18 protein-coding genes are annotated in these 18,083 nt (G+C 66.2%); 10 read left to right on the top strand and 8 right to left on the bottom strand.

Going from position 1 to position 18,083, the window contains the following annotated elements; genetic code table 11:
- Window positions 1–108 precede the first annotated feature (108 nt).
- Both glmU and glmS read left to right on the top strand, forming a co-directional pair.
- On the top strand, window positions 109–1,473 hold the full coding sequence (gene glmU / locus FAZ98_RS13240; protein ID WP_158951615.1) for a bifunctional UDP-N-acetylglucosamine diphosphorylase/glucosamine-1-phosphate N-acetyltransferase GlmU: 1,365 nt from the start codon (window positions 109–111) through the stop codon (window positions 1,471–1,473).
- Between the two features lie 80 nt (window positions 1,474–1,553).
- Entirely contained in the window at window positions 1,554–3,371 is a 1,818-nt protein-coding gene (gene glmS / locus FAZ98_RS13235) for a glutamine--fructose-6-phosphate transaminase (isomerizing) (protein ID WP_158951614.1), read from the top strand.
- Between the two features lie 102 nt (window positions 3,372–3,473).
- Here the strand turns inward: glmS and FAZ98_RS13230 are convergent, their stop codons facing one another.
- Window positions 3,474–3,866, bottom strand: coding sequence for a DUF995 domain-containing protein (locus tag FAZ98_RS13230; RefSeq protein ID WP_158951613.1), 393 nt, complete (start codon window positions 3,864–3,866; stop codon window positions 3,474–3,476).
- Between the two features lie 324 nt (window positions 3,867–4,190).
- On the opposite strand from FAZ98_RS13230, the gene FAZ98_RS13225 reads away from it, so the two are divergent.
- On the top strand, window positions 4,191–4,991 hold the full coding sequence (locus FAZ98_RS13225; RefSeq protein ID WP_233272616.1) for an SIR2 family NAD-dependent protein deacylase: 801 nt from the start codon (window positions 4,191–4,193) through the stop codon (window positions 4,989–4,991).
- A gap of 262 nt (window positions 4,992–5,253) precedes the next feature.
- Window positions 5,254–5,763 (top strand): CinA family protein, encoded by a 510-nt coding sequence (locus FAZ98_RS13220; protein WP_158951612.1) that lies wholly within the window; start codon window positions 5,254–5,256, stop codon window positions 5,761–5,763.
- A gap of 538 nt (window positions 5,764–6,301) precedes the next feature.
- Here the strand turns inward: FAZ98_RS13220 and FAZ98_RS13215 are convergent.
- Complete coding sequence (locus tag FAZ98_RS13215) at window positions 6,302–7,246, bottom strand: DMT family transporter (RefSeq protein ID WP_158951611.1); 945 nt, start codon at window positions 7,244–7,246, stop codon at window positions 6,302–6,304.
- A 414-nt stretch (window positions 7,247–7,660) separates the two neighbouring features.
- On the opposite strand from FAZ98_RS13215, the gene FAZ98_RS13210 reads away from it, so the two are divergent.
- A complete protein-coding gene (locus FAZ98_RS13210) occupies window positions 7,661–7,882 on the top strand; it encodes a hypothetical protein (protein ID WP_158951610.1) in 222 nt (73 codons plus the stop codon).
- Window positions 7,883–8,027: 145 nt separating this feature from the next.
- Here the strand turns inward: FAZ98_RS13210 and FAZ98_RS13205 are convergent, their stop codons facing one another.
- Together FAZ98_RS13205 and FAZ98_RS13200 are read right to left on the bottom strand one after the other, a co-directional pair.
- The gene (locus FAZ98_RS13205) at window positions 8,028–8,312 is read right to left on the bottom strand and encodes a hypothetical protein (RefSeq protein WP_158951609.1); all 285 of its coding nucleotides are present in this window, start codon (window positions 8,310–8,312) and stop codon (window positions 8,028–8,030) included.
- 78 nt (window positions 8,313–8,390) lie between these two features.
- Window positions 8,391–9,266 carry a Mut7-C RNAse domain-containing protein gene (locus FAZ98_RS13200; RefSeq protein ID WP_158951608.1) on the bottom strand — a complete coding sequence of 292 codons (876 nt, stop codon included), beginning with the start codon at window positions 9,264–9,266 and terminating at the stop codon, window positions 8,391–8,393.
- Between the two features lie 306 nt (window positions 9,267–9,572).
- Between FAZ98_RS13200 and FAZ98_RS13195 the strand changes: the two genes are divergently transcribed.
- Window positions 9,573–10,448 carry an NAD(P)-dependent oxidoreductase gene (locus tag FAZ98_RS13195; RefSeq protein WP_158951981.1) on the top strand — a complete coding sequence of 292 codons (876 nt, stop codon included), beginning with the start codon at window positions 9,573–9,575 and terminating at the stop codon, window positions 10,446–10,448.
- 255 nt (window positions 10,449–10,703) lie between these two features.
- Entirely contained in the window at window positions 10,704–11,102 is a 399-nt protein-coding gene (locus FAZ98_RS13190) for a response regulator (RefSeq protein ID WP_158951607.1), read from the top strand.
- A gap of 248 nt (window positions 11,103–11,350) precedes the next feature.
- Here FAZ98_RS13190 and argC read toward each other — a convergent pair whose 3' ends face one another.
- From argC to FAZ98_RS13175, 3 genes are all read right to left on the bottom strand, one after another.
- On the bottom strand, window positions 11,351–12,298 hold the full coding sequence (gene argC / locus FAZ98_RS13185) for an N-acetyl-gamma-glutamyl-phosphate reductase (protein ID WP_158951606.1): 948 nt from the start codon (window positions 12,296–12,298) through the stop codon (window positions 11,351–11,353).
- Between the two features lie 246 nt (window positions 12,299–12,544).
- A complete protein-coding gene (locus tag FAZ98_RS13180) occupies window positions 12,545–13,126 on the bottom strand; it encodes a flavodoxin family protein (RefSeq protein ID WP_158951605.1) in 582 nt (193 codons plus the stop codon).
- A gap of 206 nt (window positions 13,127–13,332) precedes the next feature.
- The gene (locus FAZ98_RS13175) at window positions 13,333–13,920 is read right to left on the bottom strand and encodes a YbhB/YbcL family Raf kinase inhibitor-like protein (RefSeq protein ID WP_158951604.1); all 588 of its coding nucleotides are present in this window, start codon (window positions 13,918–13,920) and stop codon (window positions 13,333–13,335) included.
- A gap of 284 nt (window positions 13,921–14,204) precedes the next feature.
- On the opposite strand from FAZ98_RS13175, the gene FAZ98_RS13170 reads away from it, so the two are divergent.
- Window positions 14,205–14,906 (top strand): response regulator, encoded by a 702-nt coding sequence (locus tag FAZ98_RS13170; protein WP_158951980.1) that lies wholly within the window; start codon window positions 14,205–14,207, stop codon window positions 14,904–14,906.
- Between the two features lie 170 nt (window positions 14,907–15,076).
- Here the strand turns inward: FAZ98_RS13170 and FAZ98_RS13165 are convergent, their stop codons facing one another.
- Complete coding sequence (locus FAZ98_RS13165) at window positions 15,077–15,763, bottom strand: orotate phosphoribosyltransferase (RefSeq protein WP_158951603.1); 687 nt, start codon at window positions 15,761–15,763, stop codon at window positions 15,077–15,079.
- 572 nt (window positions 15,764–16,335) lie between these two features.
- Here FAZ98_RS13165 and FAZ98_RS13160 point away from each other — a divergent pair.
- Entirely contained in the window at window positions 16,336–17,580 is a 1,245-nt protein-coding gene (locus tag FAZ98_RS13160; RefSeq protein ID WP_158951602.1) for an MFS transporter, read from the top strand.
- 32 nt (window positions 17,581–17,612) lie between these two features.
- Entirely contained in the window at window positions 17,613–18,038 is a 426-nt protein-coding gene (locus tag FAZ98_RS13155) for a hypothetical protein (RefSeq protein ID WP_158951601.1), read from the top strand.
- The last annotated feature ends 45 nt before the right edge of the window (window positions 18,039–18,083 follow it).

The raw sequence follows: 18,083 nt of genomic DNA, 5'->3' as shown, positions 1-18,083 counted from the left end.
CGTTGTCAATGCGTGTTGCATGGGGCGCAAACGCCCGGCCAACCGGCCGTTGCGGCCAAACACCCCATGCTAGAATCGTCTGCTCTTATTCCTTTCGTCACCGATGCAATGAACATCGTGATTCTCGCGGCCGGCATGGGCAAACGCATGCACTCCGTGCTGCCCAAAGTCCTCCATCCGCTCGCCGGCAAACCGCTCCTCTCGCACGTTATCGACACCGCCCGCAAGCTGGCGCCCACACGACTCGTCGTCGTCACGGGGCACGGCGGCGAAGCGGTGCGCGAAGCCGTGGGCGCGCCCGACGTGCAATTCGCCACGCAGGCGCAGCAGCTCGGCACGGGCCACGCGCTCGCGCAGGCGCTGCCGCTGCTCGACACGAGCGTGCCCACGCTGGTGCTGTACGGCGACGTGCCGCTCACGCGCGTTTCCACGCTCGAGCGTCTGACCGCCGCCGCGGGCGCCAACCAGTACGGCATTCTCACCGTCACGCTCGACGACCCGACCGGCTATGGCCGCATCGTGCGCGACGCGGCGGGCCACGTGCGGCGCATCGTCGAGCAGAAAGACGCCAACGAGGCCGAACGCCAGATCGCCGAGATCAACACCGGCATCATCGTCACGCCCACGGCGCCGCTCGCGGGCTGGCTCGCCGCGCTCAAGAACGACAACGCCCAGGGCGAGTACTACCTCACCGACGTGGTCGAAACCGCCATCGCCGCGGGTCACGCGGTCGTGACCGCGCAGCCCGACGCCGAATGGGAAACGCTCGGCGTGAACAGCAAGCCGCAGCTCGCCGAACTCGAGCGCGTGCATCAGCGCAACGTGGCCGAGGCGCTGCTGGTCGCGGGCGCGACGCTCGCCGACCCGGCGCGCATCGACGTGCGCGGCACGCTCATCTGCGGGCGCGACGTGTTCATCGACGTGAACTGCGTGTTCGAAGGCGACGTGACGCTCGGCGACAACGTGAGCATCGGCCCGAACTGCGTGATCCGCTCGGCGCAGATCGGCGCGGGCACGCGCGTGGACGCATACACGCATATCGAAAGCGCCACGGTCGGCGCGAACGCGGTGCTCGGGCCTTACGCGCGCTTGCGTCCGGGCGCGGCGCTCGCGAACGAGGTGCACGTGGGCAACTTCGTCGAAGTGAAGAACGCCAATATCGGCCTCGGCTCGAAGGCGAATCACCTGAGCTACGTGGGCGACGCCGATATCGGCGCGGGCGTGAATATCGGCGCGGGCACGATCACGTGCAACTACGACGGCGCGAACAAGCATCGCACGATCATCGAGGACAACGTCTTCGTCGGCTCGGACACGCAGCTCGTCGCGCCGGTGCGCGTGGGCCGCAACGTCACGATCGCGGCGGGCACGACGGTCTGGAAGGACGTGCCCGAAGACACGCTCGCGCTCAACGAAAAGCGCCAGCTCGCGAAAACGGGCTACGTGCGGCCGGTCAAGAAAAAGAAGAGCTGATCAACGGCGCGCGGCGCGCTGCGTGAGCGGCGTGCCGCGTTGGCCATTCATTGCAAACGCATTGCAAAAGGACCGAATCCATGTGCGGCATCGTCGGCGCGGTTGCGCAACGTAATATCGTTCCCGTCCTCATCGAAGGACTGCGTCGCCTCGAGTATCGCGGCTACGATTCGTGCGGCGTGGCGATCGTCACGAGCGCGGGCCCGCAGCGCATGCGCAGCGTCGCGCGCGTGTCCGAACTCGAAGACCAGGTGCGCGCGGCGCACTTCGAGGGCGTGACCGGCATCGCGCACACGCGCTGGGCCACGCACGGCGCGCCCACGGTCAACAACGCGCACCCGATCTTCTCGAGCGAAGCGCTCGCGATCGTGCACAACGGCATCATCGAAAACTACGAGTCGCTGCGCGAAACGCTCAAGGCCAAGGGCTACGAGTTCGTCTCGCAGACCGACACGGAAGTCATCGCCCACCTGATCCACAGCGTCTACGAAGGCGACATCTTCGCCGCCGTGCGCAAGGCCGTGCAGCAACTCGCGGGCGCGTATGCGATTGGCGTGGTGCACAAGGATCAGCCGCACACGGTGGTGGGCGCGCGCGCGGGCTCGCCGCTCGTGGTGGGCTACGGCAGCCACGAAAACTTCATCGCCTCGGACGCGCTCGCGATCGCGGGCAGCGCCGAGCGCATCAGCTACCTCGAAGAAGGCGACGTCTGCGAAATCACGCTCGAAGGCGTGCGTATCGCCGACCGCGCGGGCAACCTGGTCGCACGGGAAGCGCGCGACGTGCAGGCGTACGGCGGCGCGGTCGATCTCGGCCCGTATCGCCACTACATGCAGAAGGAAATCTTCGAGCAGCCGCGCGCGATCTCGGACACGATCCCGCCCGCGGACGGTTTCGACGCGAGCCTGTTCGGCGAGAACGCCGGCGCGGTGTTCAACGACATCGACAACATCCTGATTCTCGCGTGCGGCACGAGCTACTACGCGGGCCTCACGGCGAAGTACTGGCTCGAATCGGTCGCGAAGATCCGCACCGAAGTCGAGATCGCGAGCGAGTACCGCTACCGCGAGTCGGTGCCGAATCCGCGTTCGCTCGTGCTGACCATCTCGCAGTCGGGCGAAACGGCGGACACGCTCGCGGCGCTCAAGCACGCGCAATCGCTCGGCATGACGCATACGCTCGCCGTGTGCAACGTGGGCACGAGCGCGATGGTGCGTCTCACCGAACTCAACTTCCTCACGCACGCCGGGCGCGAAATTGGCGTGGCGTCGACCAAGGCGTTCACCACGCAGCTGGTCGGCCTGTTCATCCTCGCGGTCACGCTCGGCAAGCTGCGCGGTCACGTGAACGCGGAGCAGGAAGCCAACTACCTCAAGCTGCTGCGCCATCTGCCGGCCGCGCTCAACGGCGTGCTCGCGCTGGAGCCGCAGATCATCGCGTGGTCGGAAGAGTTCGCGCGCAAGGAAAACGCGCTGTTCCTCGGCCGCGGTCTGCATTACCCGATCGCGCTCGAAGGCGCGCTCAAGCTCAAGGAAATCTCGTACATCCACGCGGAAGCGTATCCGGCGGGCGAACTCAAGCACGGCCCGCTCGCGCTCGTGACGGAAGCGATGCCCGTGGTCACGGTCGCGCCCAACGACACGCTGCTCGAAAAGCTCAAGTCGAACATGCAGGAAGTGCGCGCGCGCGGCGGCCAGCTTTATGTGTTCGCCGACTCGGACACGCACATCACGAGCGAAGACGGCATCCACGTGATCCGCATGCCGGAAAACTACGGCATGCTTTCGCCGATCCTGCACACCGTGCCGCTGCAACTGCTCGCGTACCACACGGCGTGCGCGCGCGGCACCGACGTGGACAAGCCGCGTAACCTCGCGAAGTCGGTGACGGTGGAGTGACGGGGTAACGCGGGCGTTTTCTGAACGCCGCCTCACGCAAGAACAAAAGCGCCGGATGCGAGTCCGGCGCTTTTTTTATGGCCGCGAATCCGTGGCCGCGAATCACTCGCGCGTTTCGAGCACGGGCGCGCCGTCGCCGTCGAACGTGACGTTGCGGCACCAGTGATTCGGACCGCCATGGTCCGTGGGCCAGTCTTCGTCCATGCAGTACTTGCCGTGCTCGTTGACGGACCAGCGCCCCGGCGCGCTCGCGCCGCTCGCGTGCTTGCTGCCGAGCGCGGGCGAGATGTTGAGCATGGCCGTGCCGTCGGCGTTGCTGACCCACTGGACCGTGCGTCCCGAGTGCGAGACGTAGGACAGGCGCTTGCCGGGCAGGGCGCTCAGCAACTGCTCGCGCGTGGGTTTGGGCGGCGGGGCGTCGTCGGCGCGTGCGGCGGCCGACGCGGTCAGGACGATGGCGAGAAGCGGGAGCAGGAGCGCAAGCGAAACGCGCATGGCAACCTCCGGGAGCGTGGAAGCGTGGCGAAGAAGCCGCAATCTGGGCGGCGAGCAAAGCAGCCATCCGCACTGTCGCGCCGGGTTGCCACCCTGACCGTGCGCTAACGTACGCAGCACGCGGCGGTATACAGGCCGCCGGACGCGCTCGTGGCGATATCCCGCGCCCCTGGCCTCGAGAGTATCGGCGCAAACGCACCAGCGGCCTCTCAGCGCGCCGGGCGCGCTGTCACGCACGCTTGCCATGTGCGGGTTGCCCGGCGCCGCAGCCGCGAACGCCGCCGCGCGCGCCATAATGGCGGCCAACGCATTCAGGAGACGCACGTGACTCAATCGCAAACCGGGCAACCAGCGGGGCAACCCGCCGCGCAGCAACCCACGCCCTCCACGGCCAGCAAACGGCTGCCGCGTCTCTTCGTGTTTTCCGGCGCGGGGCTTTCGGCGGAAAGCGGCATCTCGACGTTTCGCACCGGCGACGGCATCTGGTCGCACGCGAGCATCGACGAGGTCTGCAACTACCTCACGTGGCGCCGCAACCGGCCCGCGGTGTTCCGCTTCTACAACCAGCGCATTGCCGAGTGCGGCGGCGCGCGCCCCAACGACGCGCATCGCCTGCTCGCGCAATGGCAGAACACGTGGGGCACGGAGCGCGTGCATCTCGTCACGCAGAATATCGACGCCATGCTCGAGCAGGCCGGCGCGCGTCAGGTCACGCATCTGCACGGCGACATGATTTCGCTGCTCTGCACCGACTGCGACTACCGCTTTCCCGCCTCGGGCCCCGGCCTCGATCCGCAAGCCGCGTGTCCGGCATGCGGTCAGGTCGATGGCGTAAAACCCGGCGTGGTGTTTTTCAACGAGGCCGCGCCCGAGTACGAAACGCTCTGGCGCATCCAGCGCGACATGAGCGACGACGATATTTTCATCGCGGTGGGCACGGCCTTCGAGGTCATTCCGCCCGAGCGGCTGTTGCCGCCGTCGCGTTACGGCCAGCACGCGCGGAATTTTCTCGTCGATCCGGCGCCGCGCCGTACCGAATGCTTCGGCGTGGTCGAGGCCGAACCGGCGACGGTGGGGCTGCGGCAGCTCGAACCGGCGATCGCGAAGATGATGGCGCACGGCTAGTCGCGCACGGCTAGTGACGCACGGTTAGTGGCGGACGGCTAGTCGCGCACGGTTAGTGGCGCACGCGTCGTCGTAAAAGCGCGGCCGCGGATCGGCACTGGTGTTCCGGCGTTCCCGCAAAGGCGTGCCTCCGAAAGGAGGCACGCCTTTTCATGGCGATGTCGCGCCCATGAAGTGGCGATACCCAGGCGCGCCAGACGCGGATCGGGCAAAACGCCCCCATGCGACACTCGTCGCTTCCCTCTCCCGAAATGAATCAACGATGAACGTTTCGAAGCAGATCGTCGGGTATCTGATCTCGCGTTCGCTCGTGCTCGCGAGCGTGGAAACCTGCACGGCGGGCGCGATCGCCGCGATGCTGGCCGAACAGCGCGGCGCGCCGCGTTGTCTCGCGCTGGGCTACATCGCTTACCCGGAAGCCGCCATCAGGACGCTTCCGGGCGTCCAGGCGCCGACGCTCGACCGCGAAGGTGCGCTGAGCGAGGCCGTCGCGCGCGAAGCCGCGCAAGGCGCGCTCGGGCCGCCTGCGCTGCATCCCGCCAACGCGGCGACCGTTGCGTTCGCCAGCATGGGCACGTTATCGCTCGATCACGACGATCCGCGCGCCGTCGTGGCGCACTGCTTCGCGTGGGCCTGCCGCCACGGCGACCGCGTGTATTGCGAAAGCGAGACGGTCGCGTTCTCGGGCACGCGTCACGATATTCGCCGCTCGATCGCGCGACGCGCGTTGCTCGGTGTGCCGCGCTTCGTCGATCGCATCGCGCGCATGTAGTTTTTCACGTCGACGCTTCGCGACCGGCGCGTTTCTCATTTCACTGCGCGCAAGCGCAGCACGCGAGCGCAGCGAGCGACGTACTTCTTCTCATAGTTATATGAGTATTTATATTTATAGGTAGTAGTTGTTAACAAGCCCTGGGATGAGATGTGGACAACCCAGAAATTGCGTGCCGGTTCAAATCGATGCGAAAAGGACAGCCATGCGGACAAGCGCTGTACGCGTTTTGCGCTTCGGGGATAACTTTTCGACCGTTTGCCCGCGAAGTGAAGTTATCAAGAACTCATCCACAGTTCGTTCGCCAGGTCGTCCCCAGTTTGTCCAGAGGATGACGTGGATAACTCGGCCGAATTCGTTGCGCGCGCATCTTGTCCACAGCCCGTGGCCAGCGCGAAAAAAAACGCCGCTCGCAGGCGACGTTTTTCGAAGTTTTTGAAACGGGATCGGTGGGGTAGGCGCGCGAGAAACCGCACGCATCAGGCGGCGCCCACGACGAATCGCATCGCGCAATCCGCGGCGCTCGCGTCCGCCTCCGCTAAACCGTTTCGGCCGGGTGGGTCGCGGCTTGCCGTGCCCGCGCGCGCGCCTGCCACGCGGGCAGCAATTGACACGCGAGCAAACCGCCGAGCATCAGCGCGCAGCCGCCGAGCGCGCGCGCCGTGAGCGTTTCGCCGAGCGCCGCCCAACCCGCGATGGCCGCGAACACGCCTTCCATGCTGAAGATCACGGCGGCGTGCGCGGGCGCGGCGTCGCGCTGCGCGACCACCTGCAGCGTGTAGGCCACGCCGACAGAGAGCGCGCCGCCATACAGGATCGTGGGCGCGGCGCGCACGACATCGGCGAGACGCAGCGGTTCGCACGCGAGGCCGATCGCGAGACACACCGCGCCGCACGCGACGAACTGCACGATGGAAAGCGCGAGCGGGTCGTGCCGCGGCGCGTAGTGGCTCACGAGCATCACCTGCACGGAAATCACGATGGCGCAGCCGAGTTGATACCAGTCGCCGTCCATCACCGAAAAATGCTCGCTGATGCTGAGGAAATAGAGCCCGACGGCCGCGAGCGCCGCGCCGATCCACGTGCCCGCGCCCGTGCGATGGCGCAGGAACACGCCGAAAATCGGCACGATCACGACATAAAGCGAGCTGATGAAGCCCGCATTGGCAATTTTCGTGTAGCCGAGGCCGATCTGCTGCAGCGAGATGGCGACCGCGAGCACGAGGCCGAGCACCGCGCCCGAGCGCATCACTGCGGCGTCGAAGAGCGGCGCGGCGGCCAGGTTTGCGCGATTGGCGCGGCGGCGCAGTCCCACGAACGTGAGCACGACGGCCGCGCCCAGCAGAAAGCGGATGCCGGTGAAAAGGAACGGGCCAATGGCGTCGAGGCTCAGGCGTTGGGCGACGAACGCCGACCCCCAGATCAGGGCGGCGACGAGCATCAGCAGATTGGCGCGCACATGGCGGCGGGTGGCGGATTTCAAGGCGAAAACTCGGTGGTGCGGAGGGCGGGTGCGGGCGAATGCGAGCGGCAATGCGCGGCGTGGGACGAACAGGCGACTCGAACCTGGGCAGCGGAAGTCCAGGTGAGCCCGCGAATCGATCATACGAATCGATCGTACTGATCGCGACGCGGCAAAGCCCGATTTGCGCCCCATGACGCGCGAAAAAAGCGTGAAAAACGCCGCGCAAACATCGATCGTATCCCAATTGAAAGGCGGGTGTCGTCCGGAAAATACAACCGGCGCGTTCGCGGGGATTTACGGATGACAAATGCCCTACGCTGCGTAATACTGCATCGCGCGAAACGCCGTCAGATCGGCCAACGGATCGTTTCGCGGCTTGCGCTGTTCTAATTCACAACGTGCCGTCAATTTGTCAGGTTTGGGGAACAACAGATGAAGAAGATTATCGCCTCGCTCATCGCCGCATCCGTCGCACTTATTTCGGTTCAGGCTTTCGCTCAGGACGCATCGGGCGCCGCTGCAACGGCTCCGGCTGCCAGCGCTCCGGCAAAGGCCAAGAAGACGCACAAGAAGCTCAAGCATCACGGCAAGCGCGCTGCCGTTTCGGACAGCGCCTCGGCCGCCGGCACGTCGGACAAGGGCGCGCAGAACTAAGCGTTCCTTCGCCATGAAAAAAGCCAGAGCTTTGCTCTGGCTTTTTTTTCGTCCGCCGACGGGGTGGGTTGGCGTGCCGGAATTGATCTGACGATTGCCGTCCCGCCCGGGGTGACGCCGATTCCGACGCCGATTCCGACGCCGCTTAAGACGCCTTCGCCAGCGCCGTTTCGAGCAGTTCGCCGACCAGCGCGTTGACGCCGCCTTCGTGGCCTTCGGCGCGCGCCTTCAGCTTCTCGACGAGTTCGGCGTTGAGCTTGCAGGCGAACGGCACGAGGCCTTGCGCCTGGTCCAGCTTGCGTTGCTCGCGGCGATCGAGCGCGGGCGCCGCCGCCGAGCTCTTGCCGAAGCGGTCGGGGCCGGCCTTGTGGGTCGCCTGCATCAATTTGAGCGCCTTGTTCTTCTCAAGGTCGGTTTTCTTCATGGCCATCTGTCGTGCTCCGGTGGAATGCGGTGGCGCGCATTGTACGCGCTCGCCCGCGTGCGTCCATGGCGGCGTGGGGCGGGTTCAGGCGCGCGCGTTCGCGTCCTCGTCGCCGCCGGCATGGTCGTCGGTGGTTTTTTGCGCCGATGCGTTCGGCGTTGGCTTCGGCGTGTCGTTCTGCCCATCGTCTGGCATGTCGCCCGCTCGCGCGGCGGCGGCCGCCTCGTGCGTCAAGCCGTCGACGAGCGTGCGCATGCGCTGCCAGTGCGTGCCTTCCCAGAAAACGCGGCGACACACGTCGCAGGTCACGAAGCGCGTCTGGCGCGCGAAAACGCCCTCGGGAACGCGCTCGCGCACGGCGTCGCGGTCGACACGGCGTAGCGGCGCGTTGCACAGCAGACACAGCCGGAACGGCCGCGCGCTCGCGGCGAGATCGAGGCGCTCGAAAATCTCGCGCGCCTGCGCGGGCGGCTTGAGCGCGCGCACGTAGCAGCCGTGCGTGATGCCGCGGCGCTTGAGCAGTTCGCGGTCGCGCGAGAGCACGATGCGCTGCTCGGCGCCCGCGAGCGTTTCGATGGCGTCGTCGGCGAAATGGTTGTCGTAGAGCGTGTCGAAACCCGCGAGCCGCAGCAGTTGCGCGAGGCCGCCGAGATGCGCGTCGGCGATAAAGCGCGGCTCGCGCAGCGGCGCGTCGCGCACGCGCAGCAGCGGGCGGATGTCGAGCGCTTCGAACTTCGGATACACGGCCACGCGGTCGCCGTCGGCAAGCGGATGATCGAAGCCCACCGATTCGCCGTTCACGAGGATCAGCTCGACCTCGGTGTGCGGCACGCCGAGCGCCTCGATCATGTGCTTCGCCGTGGCGTCGTGCGCGCAGGCGTGGGAGAACGCGCGCCGTCGCAGCGGTCGCGCAAGGAAATCGTTCAGCTCCTCGTAGAAGCGGAAGGTGGCGGTGACCATCGAAGCAGTATGGCACCGCGCGGCCATGGCTGCCGAGGCGTGTTTGCCCGCGCGCGCGGGATCGCGCGATCGGGGCACCGGTTCGTTTCGCGCGGGCGTTGCGCGATTCGGTCCGCGCGCTTCGTCGCCCAGCGCTCGCTGTGGCCTTCGGCCGCGCCGCGCTTGCCCGCGCTCCGGCGCGCTCGCCCGCGTTGTGCTGTACTGCTCGTTTCCCGTCGATGGCCCAGAGCCAGGCGCGAAGCCAGGCGCAAGCTGCCGCGAACGGGCTGACGAAAGCGAAAGAACGAAAGGAGCACGACGATGGCGATGGATATCGGTTTTATCGGTCTCGGTGAAATGGGCGCCGCGATCGTGGGCAATCTGCTCGAGGCGGGACATACGGTGCGCGTGTGGAATCGCACGGCGGCCAAGGCGCAGGCGCTCGCGCGGCAGGGCGCGCGCGTGGTCGCGACGCCGGCCGAGGCGTTCAGCGGCGACGCGGCGATTTCGATGCTCGCCGACGACGCCGCGTTGCGCGAGGTCATCGACGCCGCGCTGCTCGAACGCGCGCCGCGCGGCCTCGTGCACGTGAACATGGCGACCATCTCGGTCGCTCTCGCGCAAACGCTCGCTCAGGAGCACGCGGCGCACGGCATCCAGTACGTGGCCGCGCCGGTGCTCGGCCGCCCGGACGCGGCGCAGGCCGCGAAGCTCACGATCATGGCCGCGGGCGCGAGCGAGGCGATCGACCGCGTGCAGCCGCTCTTCGACGTGATTGGCCAGAAAACATGGCGCGTGGGCGCCGAGCCGCAGCACGCGAACGTGATGAAGCTGGCCGCGAATTTCATGCTGGCCTCGGCGGTGGAATCGCTCGGCGAGGCGGCCGCGCTGTTGGGCGGCTACGGCGTGGCGATGCGCGATTTCCTCGACGTGGTGACGGGCGGCCCGTTTCCTGGTCCGGTGTATGCGGGTTACGGCGGCATGATCGCCGAAGGCCGTTACGAGCCCGCGCTGTTCAAGGCGCGGCTCGGCCTGAAGGACGTGCGGCTCGCGCTCGCGGCCGCCGACGCGGTGTCGACGCCGCTGCCGGTTGCAAGCGTGTTGCGCGACAGCCTGCTCGAAGCCGTGGCGAACGGCGACGGCGAACGCGATTTCGCGGTGCTCGGCAAGGTGGCGGCGCGGCGCGCCGGGCGGCAAGGTTGAGTTCGGCCGGCTACCGGTTGGCTACTGCTAGCCGACCGAATGGCTTGCGCGAGGGAAATCGCGCGTTTTTTGATCTTTCTCCCGCGAAAGTGTCGATGACCGCGCGCTGACGCACAAATCGTGGGATTGCGGCTATGGAAAATGGGGCGCATCGCAACGGCCTGACGGCGCCGATTCCCGGCACCGGCGGCGGTTGCGTCGATGAGGCCTCGATGACATGGCAGCGAAGGCAGCGCCCGGCGCGGGAGAGGGAAAGTGGCCACGCGCATCCTGATCGCCGATAACGACGAGACGTCGCTCACCGGCCTGGACACCCTGCTGACCGATCTCGGCTACGAGGTGACGCTCGCGCGCACGCTCGACGAAGCTGTGGCGGCCGCCGCACGCGAGGCGCCCGCCGTGGCGATCGTGGCGCTTTCGCTCGCCGCCGACGATCCCGAGGCACTGGCGCGGCCGCTGCTCGCGGCGTCGCGGCCGGGTTCTGCGCAGGGCGCGATACCCGCCGCGCCGCACGTGCCCATGCTCATCGCCATTTCGGGCTGGGGCGAATCGCGCCACCGCGACGCGGCGCTCGCGGCAGGCTTCGACGTGCATCTCGTGCGCCCCGTCGGGCTCGACCAGCTCACGCTGATTCTCTCGATGACAGGACTGTGACGACCGTGTTGTGCTGATACGACATTTAGGGCGCACCCTACTTTACATGTTGCGTCGCATCACGCTAGTCGCTATACTGGTTCCTGTCTCCTCCATGTCTCCTCTGATATGGATTCAGCCCGCCAAACACGGCGGGCTTTTTTTCGTCCAGCGCTTTTTCATCGAGCATTTTCTGGGCGCGCATAAAAAAAGCCGGCTTCGAGAGCCGGCTTTTTGCTTTTCAGCGTTCACGCGCGAACGCGCGTCATTCAGCCTGCGAGACCCGTGTCTTCCGCCGCGCCGATCGCGAGGTTCATACACTGGATCGCCGCGCCCGAGGCGCCCTTGCCGAGGTTGTCGAGGCGCGCGACCGTGACGAACTGCTCGTCGTTGCCGAACACGAACAGATCCACGCGGTTCGTGTCGTTGTTGGCCTGCACGTCGAACATGCCGGCGTCGAGGTTGTCGTCGGCGTTGAAGGGCGCCACGCGCACGAACGCCTCACCGGCGTAGTACTCGGCGAACAGCGCCTGCACGTCTTGCGGCTTCGCGCCGCGCGTGAGTTGCTTCGGCGAGAAATAGGTCGTGACCGCGAGACCCTTGTAGAACGGGCCGACGATCGGCGTGAAGATCGGCGCGTTCTTCAGCGCGCCATGGAACGCCATTTCCGGCAGATGCTTGTGCGTGAGGCCGAGCGCGTAGGGGCGCGGGCTCATCAGCTTCGCGTTGCCGCCGGCTTCGTACTCGGCGATCATTTTCTTGCCGCCGCCGCTGTAGCCCGTGAGCGAATAGCTGTGCGCGGCGAACTCCGGCGCCACCAGACCGGCTTCGACCAGCGGGCGCATGGCCAGCACGAACGCCGAAGCGTGGCAGCCCGGCACGGCAATGCGCTTCGACTGGCGCACCTTGTCGCGCTGCGCCCTGGTCAGTTCGGGCAGGCCGTAGGCCCAGCTCGGGTCCGTACGGAACGCCGTGCTCGCGTCGATCAGCACCGTGCGGTCGTTGTCGACGAGCGAAGCCGATTCACGCGAAGCGACGTCGGGCAGGCACAGGAACGTGACGTCCGAGGCGTTGATGAGGCGGCGGCGTTCCTCGACGTCTTTGCGCTTCGCGTCGTCGATCCGCAGGATCTCGACGTCGGTGCGCGGCGACAGGTATTCGAAAATCTTCAGGCCGGTCGTGCCTTCCTGTCCGTCGACAAAAACTTTCGTGCTCATCTCAATCTCTCTGAACGCGGTGATTTGGGGTTGCAACGCAGGCGCGCCAGGCGGGCGGACAAGCCGCCCGTCACCCAGGGCGGCGCGGGAACGGTATTTTAAGACTTCATGCGTGCACGCGTGTGAACGTATCGGGAAAAAATCGGGGCTTACCCGTAAGGACAAGACGCGCCGCGCGATGGTTCCGCACGCGTTCCGCGCGGCGTCCCGTTCATGCCGGCGCCGCGCGGCCGCGTTTCGAACGCCTCAGACGTTCGAAGCGCGGCCCGCGAGCCAGCGCGAGGTCACGGCCGCCACGCGCACGCCAAACGCGCGCGCCGTTTCGTGGTCGCCGGGCAGCGGGCCTTCCTCGGGCGTGGCGTCGGCGGGCGATTGCGCGAGCAGGCCCGTGAAGCCGCCCACGAAGTTGACGTCGTTGCGCGTGGCGGCCTTGGTGTTGGCGGGCATCATGCCGGTGCCGGTCCAGACCATGCCGTGCTGCATGGCCAGCGTGACGAAATACTGGATGGTCGAGAATTTGTCGCCGTTCATGGTGGCGGAGTTCGTGAAGCCGGCCGCGATCTTGTCCTTCCACTTTTGCGTGAACCACGCCTTCGAACTGGCGTCGGCGAACGCCTTGAACGGCGCGGACGGCCCGCCCATGTAGGTCGGCGCACCGAACACGATGGCGTCGGCGGCGTCGAGTTCGGCCCAGCCCGCATCGTCGATCTCGGCAACGGCGATCAGCTTCGCGTCGGCGCCCGCGCCTTGCAGGCCTTCGAGCACGCTTTCCGCGAGTTTCTTCGTGTGGCCGTAGCCGCTGTGATACGCAATGACGATTCGGGACATGAAACACTCCGTGGCTGAAGGGGGAAGGGACGCGAACGTTGGCAGCGAGCGTCGCGCAGCGCGACGCGTCATCTAATCACACTGCGCAGCCGGACGTCGCGCAGGCGCTCGCACCCGAGCGCTCGGTCGCTCCTTCCCCGGCTGTTCGTCACAGGTCGGCCCGCGTGCCATCGCGTTCGCGGTCCGAGCGGCGGCCGCCGCGCCTGTCATCGGCCATAGTTGACGGTGAGCTGCGCGCGCCCGAGTTCGGCGTCTTCGATCTCGTGATCGAACAGCGCGGCGGGGCGGCCTTGCGCGAGCGGCAAGGCGTCCACGCGCAGCGCATGCACGGTGATCACGTAGCGATGCGGTTTGCCGGGCGGCGGGCACGGGCCGCCATAGCCATCGACGCCGAAATCGTTGCGCGCTTCCACGCTGCCCAACTTGCTTAGCGCGCCGGACGCGCTGGCGTTTTCAGGCACGCTCGTCACGCGCGCGGGCAGATTCGCCGCGGCCCAGTGCCACCAGCCGCGGCCCGGGGCGTCGCGATCGAAAACGGTAATGGCGAAGCTGCGCGTGCCCGCGGGGGCGTTGCGCCACGACAGCGCGGGCGACCGGTTCGCGCCATTGCAGCCCGCCGAGTTGAAGACCTGCTGCGTGCCGATCTTGCCGCCCTCGGCAAAATCGTTGCTCATCAACGTGAAAATTTCGCCTGCACAGGCGAAATTCATCGTGGAGCCCAGCATCGCCGCAAGCAGAAAATGCGTAAATGCAAGCCAAAAACTCATTGAGTCTGAAAATTTGGGAGTCCGCATTAGCGATTTCTCCTAAAGAATTGTGAAATTAAGGCCACAAATCCCTGAAGGGCGATTTTGATTTGTCCTTCGGATCGAATTTGATTCAATATAGCGGTATGAACGACAGGGGATTTGCCTGAGCGCGCTCAAGCGAAGCTGCGAATTCGGCTATAGTCGAGTGTTCTCCAGACGAAATGTTTGGAGTCATTGCGCGTGAAAGAAGCAATCAATCAAGTTGTGAAGTTATAGCGAAAGCACGCGCGGGAACGAGGCAATCGGTTTTGCCTAAATGCGGAGGGGTGATGCAGCAGCCAATCAGGGTCGTAGTCGCCGACGATCATCCGGTGATCTTGTTTGGTGCTGAACACGCACTGCTCAACTTCCCCGGAATCCAGGTAGTTGGCCGTGCGCGCCAATCGACCGAACTCGTAAAAGCGCTGCAAACCATGCCGTGCGACGTGCTCGTGACGGACCTCGCCATGCCGGGCGGCCAGTACGGCGACGGCTTGCCGCTCATCGGTTATCTGCGGCGCAATTTTTCGCACATTCCCATCGTCGTGCTGACCATGCTGGAGAATGCCGCGCTGCTCAAGCGTCTCGGCGAACTCGGCGTGATCGCCGTCGTGCACAAGTCCGACGACCTGAGCCATATCGGGCTCGCGGTGCAGCACGTGAGCCGCAACATCGAGTACATGAGCCCGCAGGTGAAAGTCGCGCTCGATCAATTGCGCATTAATAGCGGCGGCAAAACCGACGAAGTGATTCTCTCGAAACGCGAGCTGGAAGTCGTTCGACTTTTTGTTTCGGGGATGACAATTAAAGAGATATCTGAAAAATTGAATCGCAGTATTAAGACAATAAGTACGCAAAAAAATACGGCAATGCGCAAGCTCGGACTCGATCGTGACTCCGAGCTATTTCAGTACGCGCAGAGCAACGGTTTGCTCAATCTTTCCTCGCATGCGCCCGAGGGCGGCGGCGAGACGGAACCCGCGCCGCATTGAGCGCGCATCGAGCGAAGCCGCCTGTTGACGTTTGCTGTGATTCCGGTCGCGAATTCGGTGTGAAGTGACCATTCGCGGTTCAATTGCGCGGCGCCAAAGAAAAAAGGCCATCTGCCTCGAAAGCAGATGGCCTTTTTGCTGGTGCGTCGCGCGAGGGCGACGCGGCAGTCTTACTGCGGTGCCGAAGTCGCGCCGCCGTGCGCCGCCGACCATTCGGCCGGTGCGTGCAGGAACTTCTCGACTTCGTCGAGCGTTTTCGTTTCGAAATAGCCCGATTCCTTGGCGACGCGCAGCACGTCCCACCACGTGGCGAGCGCGTGCAGGTCGACGTCGATGTCCTTCAGGACCGAAACGCTTTCCTTGAAGATGTTGTAGTGGAACAGCACGAAGCAGTGGTTCACCTGCGCGCCGGCCGTACGCAGCGCGTTGATGAAGTTGATCTTGCTGCGGCTGTCCGTGGTCAGGTCTTCGACGAGCAGCACGCGCTGGCCTTCCGTGAGCAGACCTTCGATCTGCGCGTTGCGGCCGAAACCCTTCGGCTTCTTGCGCACGTACTGCATCGGCACCATCAGGCGGTCCGACAGCCATGCGGCGAACGGGATGCCCGCGGTTTCGCCGCCGGCAACGGCGTCGATCTGTTCGTAGCCGACGTCGCGCAGGATGGTGGCTTCGGCCATTTCCATCAGGCCGCGGCGCACGCGCGGATACGAGATCAGCTTGCGGCAGTCGATGTAGACCGGGCTCGCCCAGCCGGAAGTGAAGATGAACGGCTTTTCGGCGTTGAAGTGCACGGCTTGCACTTCGAGCAGCATCTTGGCGGTCGTGTCCGAGATCGTCTGGCGATCGTTGCCTGTCATGGGCGAATCCTTGGATATGAGCGGGAGGAGGGTGGGCGCGAGGCCCGGTGGCGCTGGCACGGCGGCCCGGGGGCTGGCCCCGGCGAATCCGCGGTGCGCGGCCCGGAGGCGCCGATCTTCCGACCTTTTCGGTCAGAACGATTCGCTCGGTCCGGACGGCTTCTCTTGCGCGCGTAGGCCGGTATTTTACCCGACTTGACGAGCGCCGACGAGTCGGCCGACGTGCCATGTCCCGGGGCCGAAGACGGGCAGCGGGGCGAAATCCGGGGCGCGATCGCAGCATCGGGCGTGACGACGCGCATTTGTTTTCGCGGTTGTGACGGTCCGCGGCCGCCTTTACACTCACGCCCGTTCGCGTCGTCGGTTCGTCTCGTTTGGTCTGGTTTCGTTTCGACTCGCTTCGTTCCGGTCGATGCCGCCGCTGAGTGCGAGCGGCCCATTCGCGGCGCGGCGGGCGGCCTTGGAGTCGCGCCCACATTGCCCGCTCCAACGTGATTTTCGCGCATCATCGTGCATCGGTGCGCTTTCTTTCCGCATCTCGCGCTTTACTCGCTTTTCAGGACCGCTTCGCCATGACCGCCGTTCCCACGCCCGCTTCCGCCGATACCTCGCGCGGCCACGCCTTGCGCGCGCTCGTCGCTTCGGTGCTCGGTTACGCGATGGACGGCTTCGACCTGCTGATGCTCGGCTTCATGCTGCCCGCGATCAGCGCCGACCTCCATCTGTCGGGCGCGCAGGCGGGCGGCCTCGTCACGTGGACGCTGGTGGGCGCCGTGGTCGGCGGCATCGTGTTCGGTTTGCTCAGCGACCGCTACGGCCGCGTGCGCGTGCTCACGTGGACGATCCTGCTGTTCGCCGTGTTCACGGGCCTGTGCGCGCTCGCGCGCGGTTACGCCGATTTGCTGGTGTACCGGACGATCGCGGGCATCGGGCTCGGCGGCGAGTTCGGTATTGGCATGGCGCTCGTGGCCGAGGCGTGGCCCGCGCGGCTGCGTGCGCGGGCGTCGTCGTATGTCGGGCTCGGCTGGCAGCTCGGCGTGCTGGCGGCCGCGTTGCTCACGCCCGCGCTGCTGCCGGTGATCGGCTGGCGCGGCATGTTCGCGATCGGCTTGCTGCCGGCGGTGGTGTCGTTCGTCGTGCGCCGCCGTGTGGAGGAGCCCGCGTTGTTCGTCGCGCATCGCGAGCGCGTGGCGCAGACGGCGCGCCACGAGCAGCCGCGCGCGCTGCGCATGCTGGTCGCCGATGCGCGCACCACGCGCGCGAGTTTCGGCGTGGCCGTGCTGTGCTCGGTGCAGAACTTCGGCTATTACGGGCTGATGATCTGGCTGCCCGCGTATCTCTCGAAGTCGTTCGGCTATTCGCTGACGAAGTCCGGCTTGTGGACCGCCGCCACCGTGGCGGGCATGGCGCTCGGCATCTGGCTGTTCGGCGTGGCGGCCGACCGCTTCGGGCGCCGTCCCGCGTTTCTGTTCTACCAGGCGGGCGCCGTGGTGATGGTGTTCGTCTACGCGCAACTCTCGACGCCGTTCGCGCTGCTGATCGGCGGCGCGGCCATGGGCGTGTTCGTGAACGGCATGATCGGCGGCTACGGCGCGCTCATCTCCGAGCTGTACCCCACGGCCGCGCGCGCCACCGCGCAGAACGTGCTGTTCAACATTGGCCGCGCCGTGGGCGGTTTCGGGCCGCTCGCCGTGGGCGCGCTCGCCGCGCGCTATTCGTTCACGGCGGCGCTGGGCATGCTCGCCTCGATCTACGTGCTCGACATTCTCGCCACGCTCCTGCTGATTCCCGAACGGCGCGGCGCCGCGCTCGACTGATCGATACGCCGCGCGAGATCTCGCGGCGGGCGTTGCACGCGCTTCGAGCGGCCTTCGCGCAGCGTTCGCACCCGCGTACCGCGACGCATCGCCGCATCTATCTCGATATGCGCTGTCACGCTGCTCCGCAGCATCGCCGCGTGACGCTTTCGAGGCAGCGCGTACACCGCGCACGACTGCGTGACGCAACGGCGCCGTTCTTCGCGCAACGCGCGCCCTTCACGATTCCTCGCAGGTTTTCACGCGCGCTGACGCGCCGCATCATCGCCGCCGCAAATGCCGGCTATCCGTCTTTGAACCAGGTCGACGCGTCAAATACGCGGTGTACACTGATCGCCCCGTCAGATCGGCTGCGCCCGTTCTGGATCGGCCGTGACACGCCGATGACCGGCTTCGATTGCCTTGCCGTCGTGCCGCTGTCGCACTCGCGTCGCTCATGCGCGGGCTTCATCGCGTGAGCCGGACCCGCCGCCGATCGCTGCGCACGCCACGGGAACCGTCGG

The organism is Paraburkholderia acidisoli, assembly GCF_009789675.1.
Classification (GTDB): domain Bacteria; phylum Pseudomonadota; class Gammaproteobacteria; order Burkholderiales; family Burkholderiaceae; genus Paraburkholderia; species Paraburkholderia acidisoli.
Note: the sequence above shows the minus strand (reverse complement) of the source record. Positions and strands in the feature narration are given on the sequence as shown.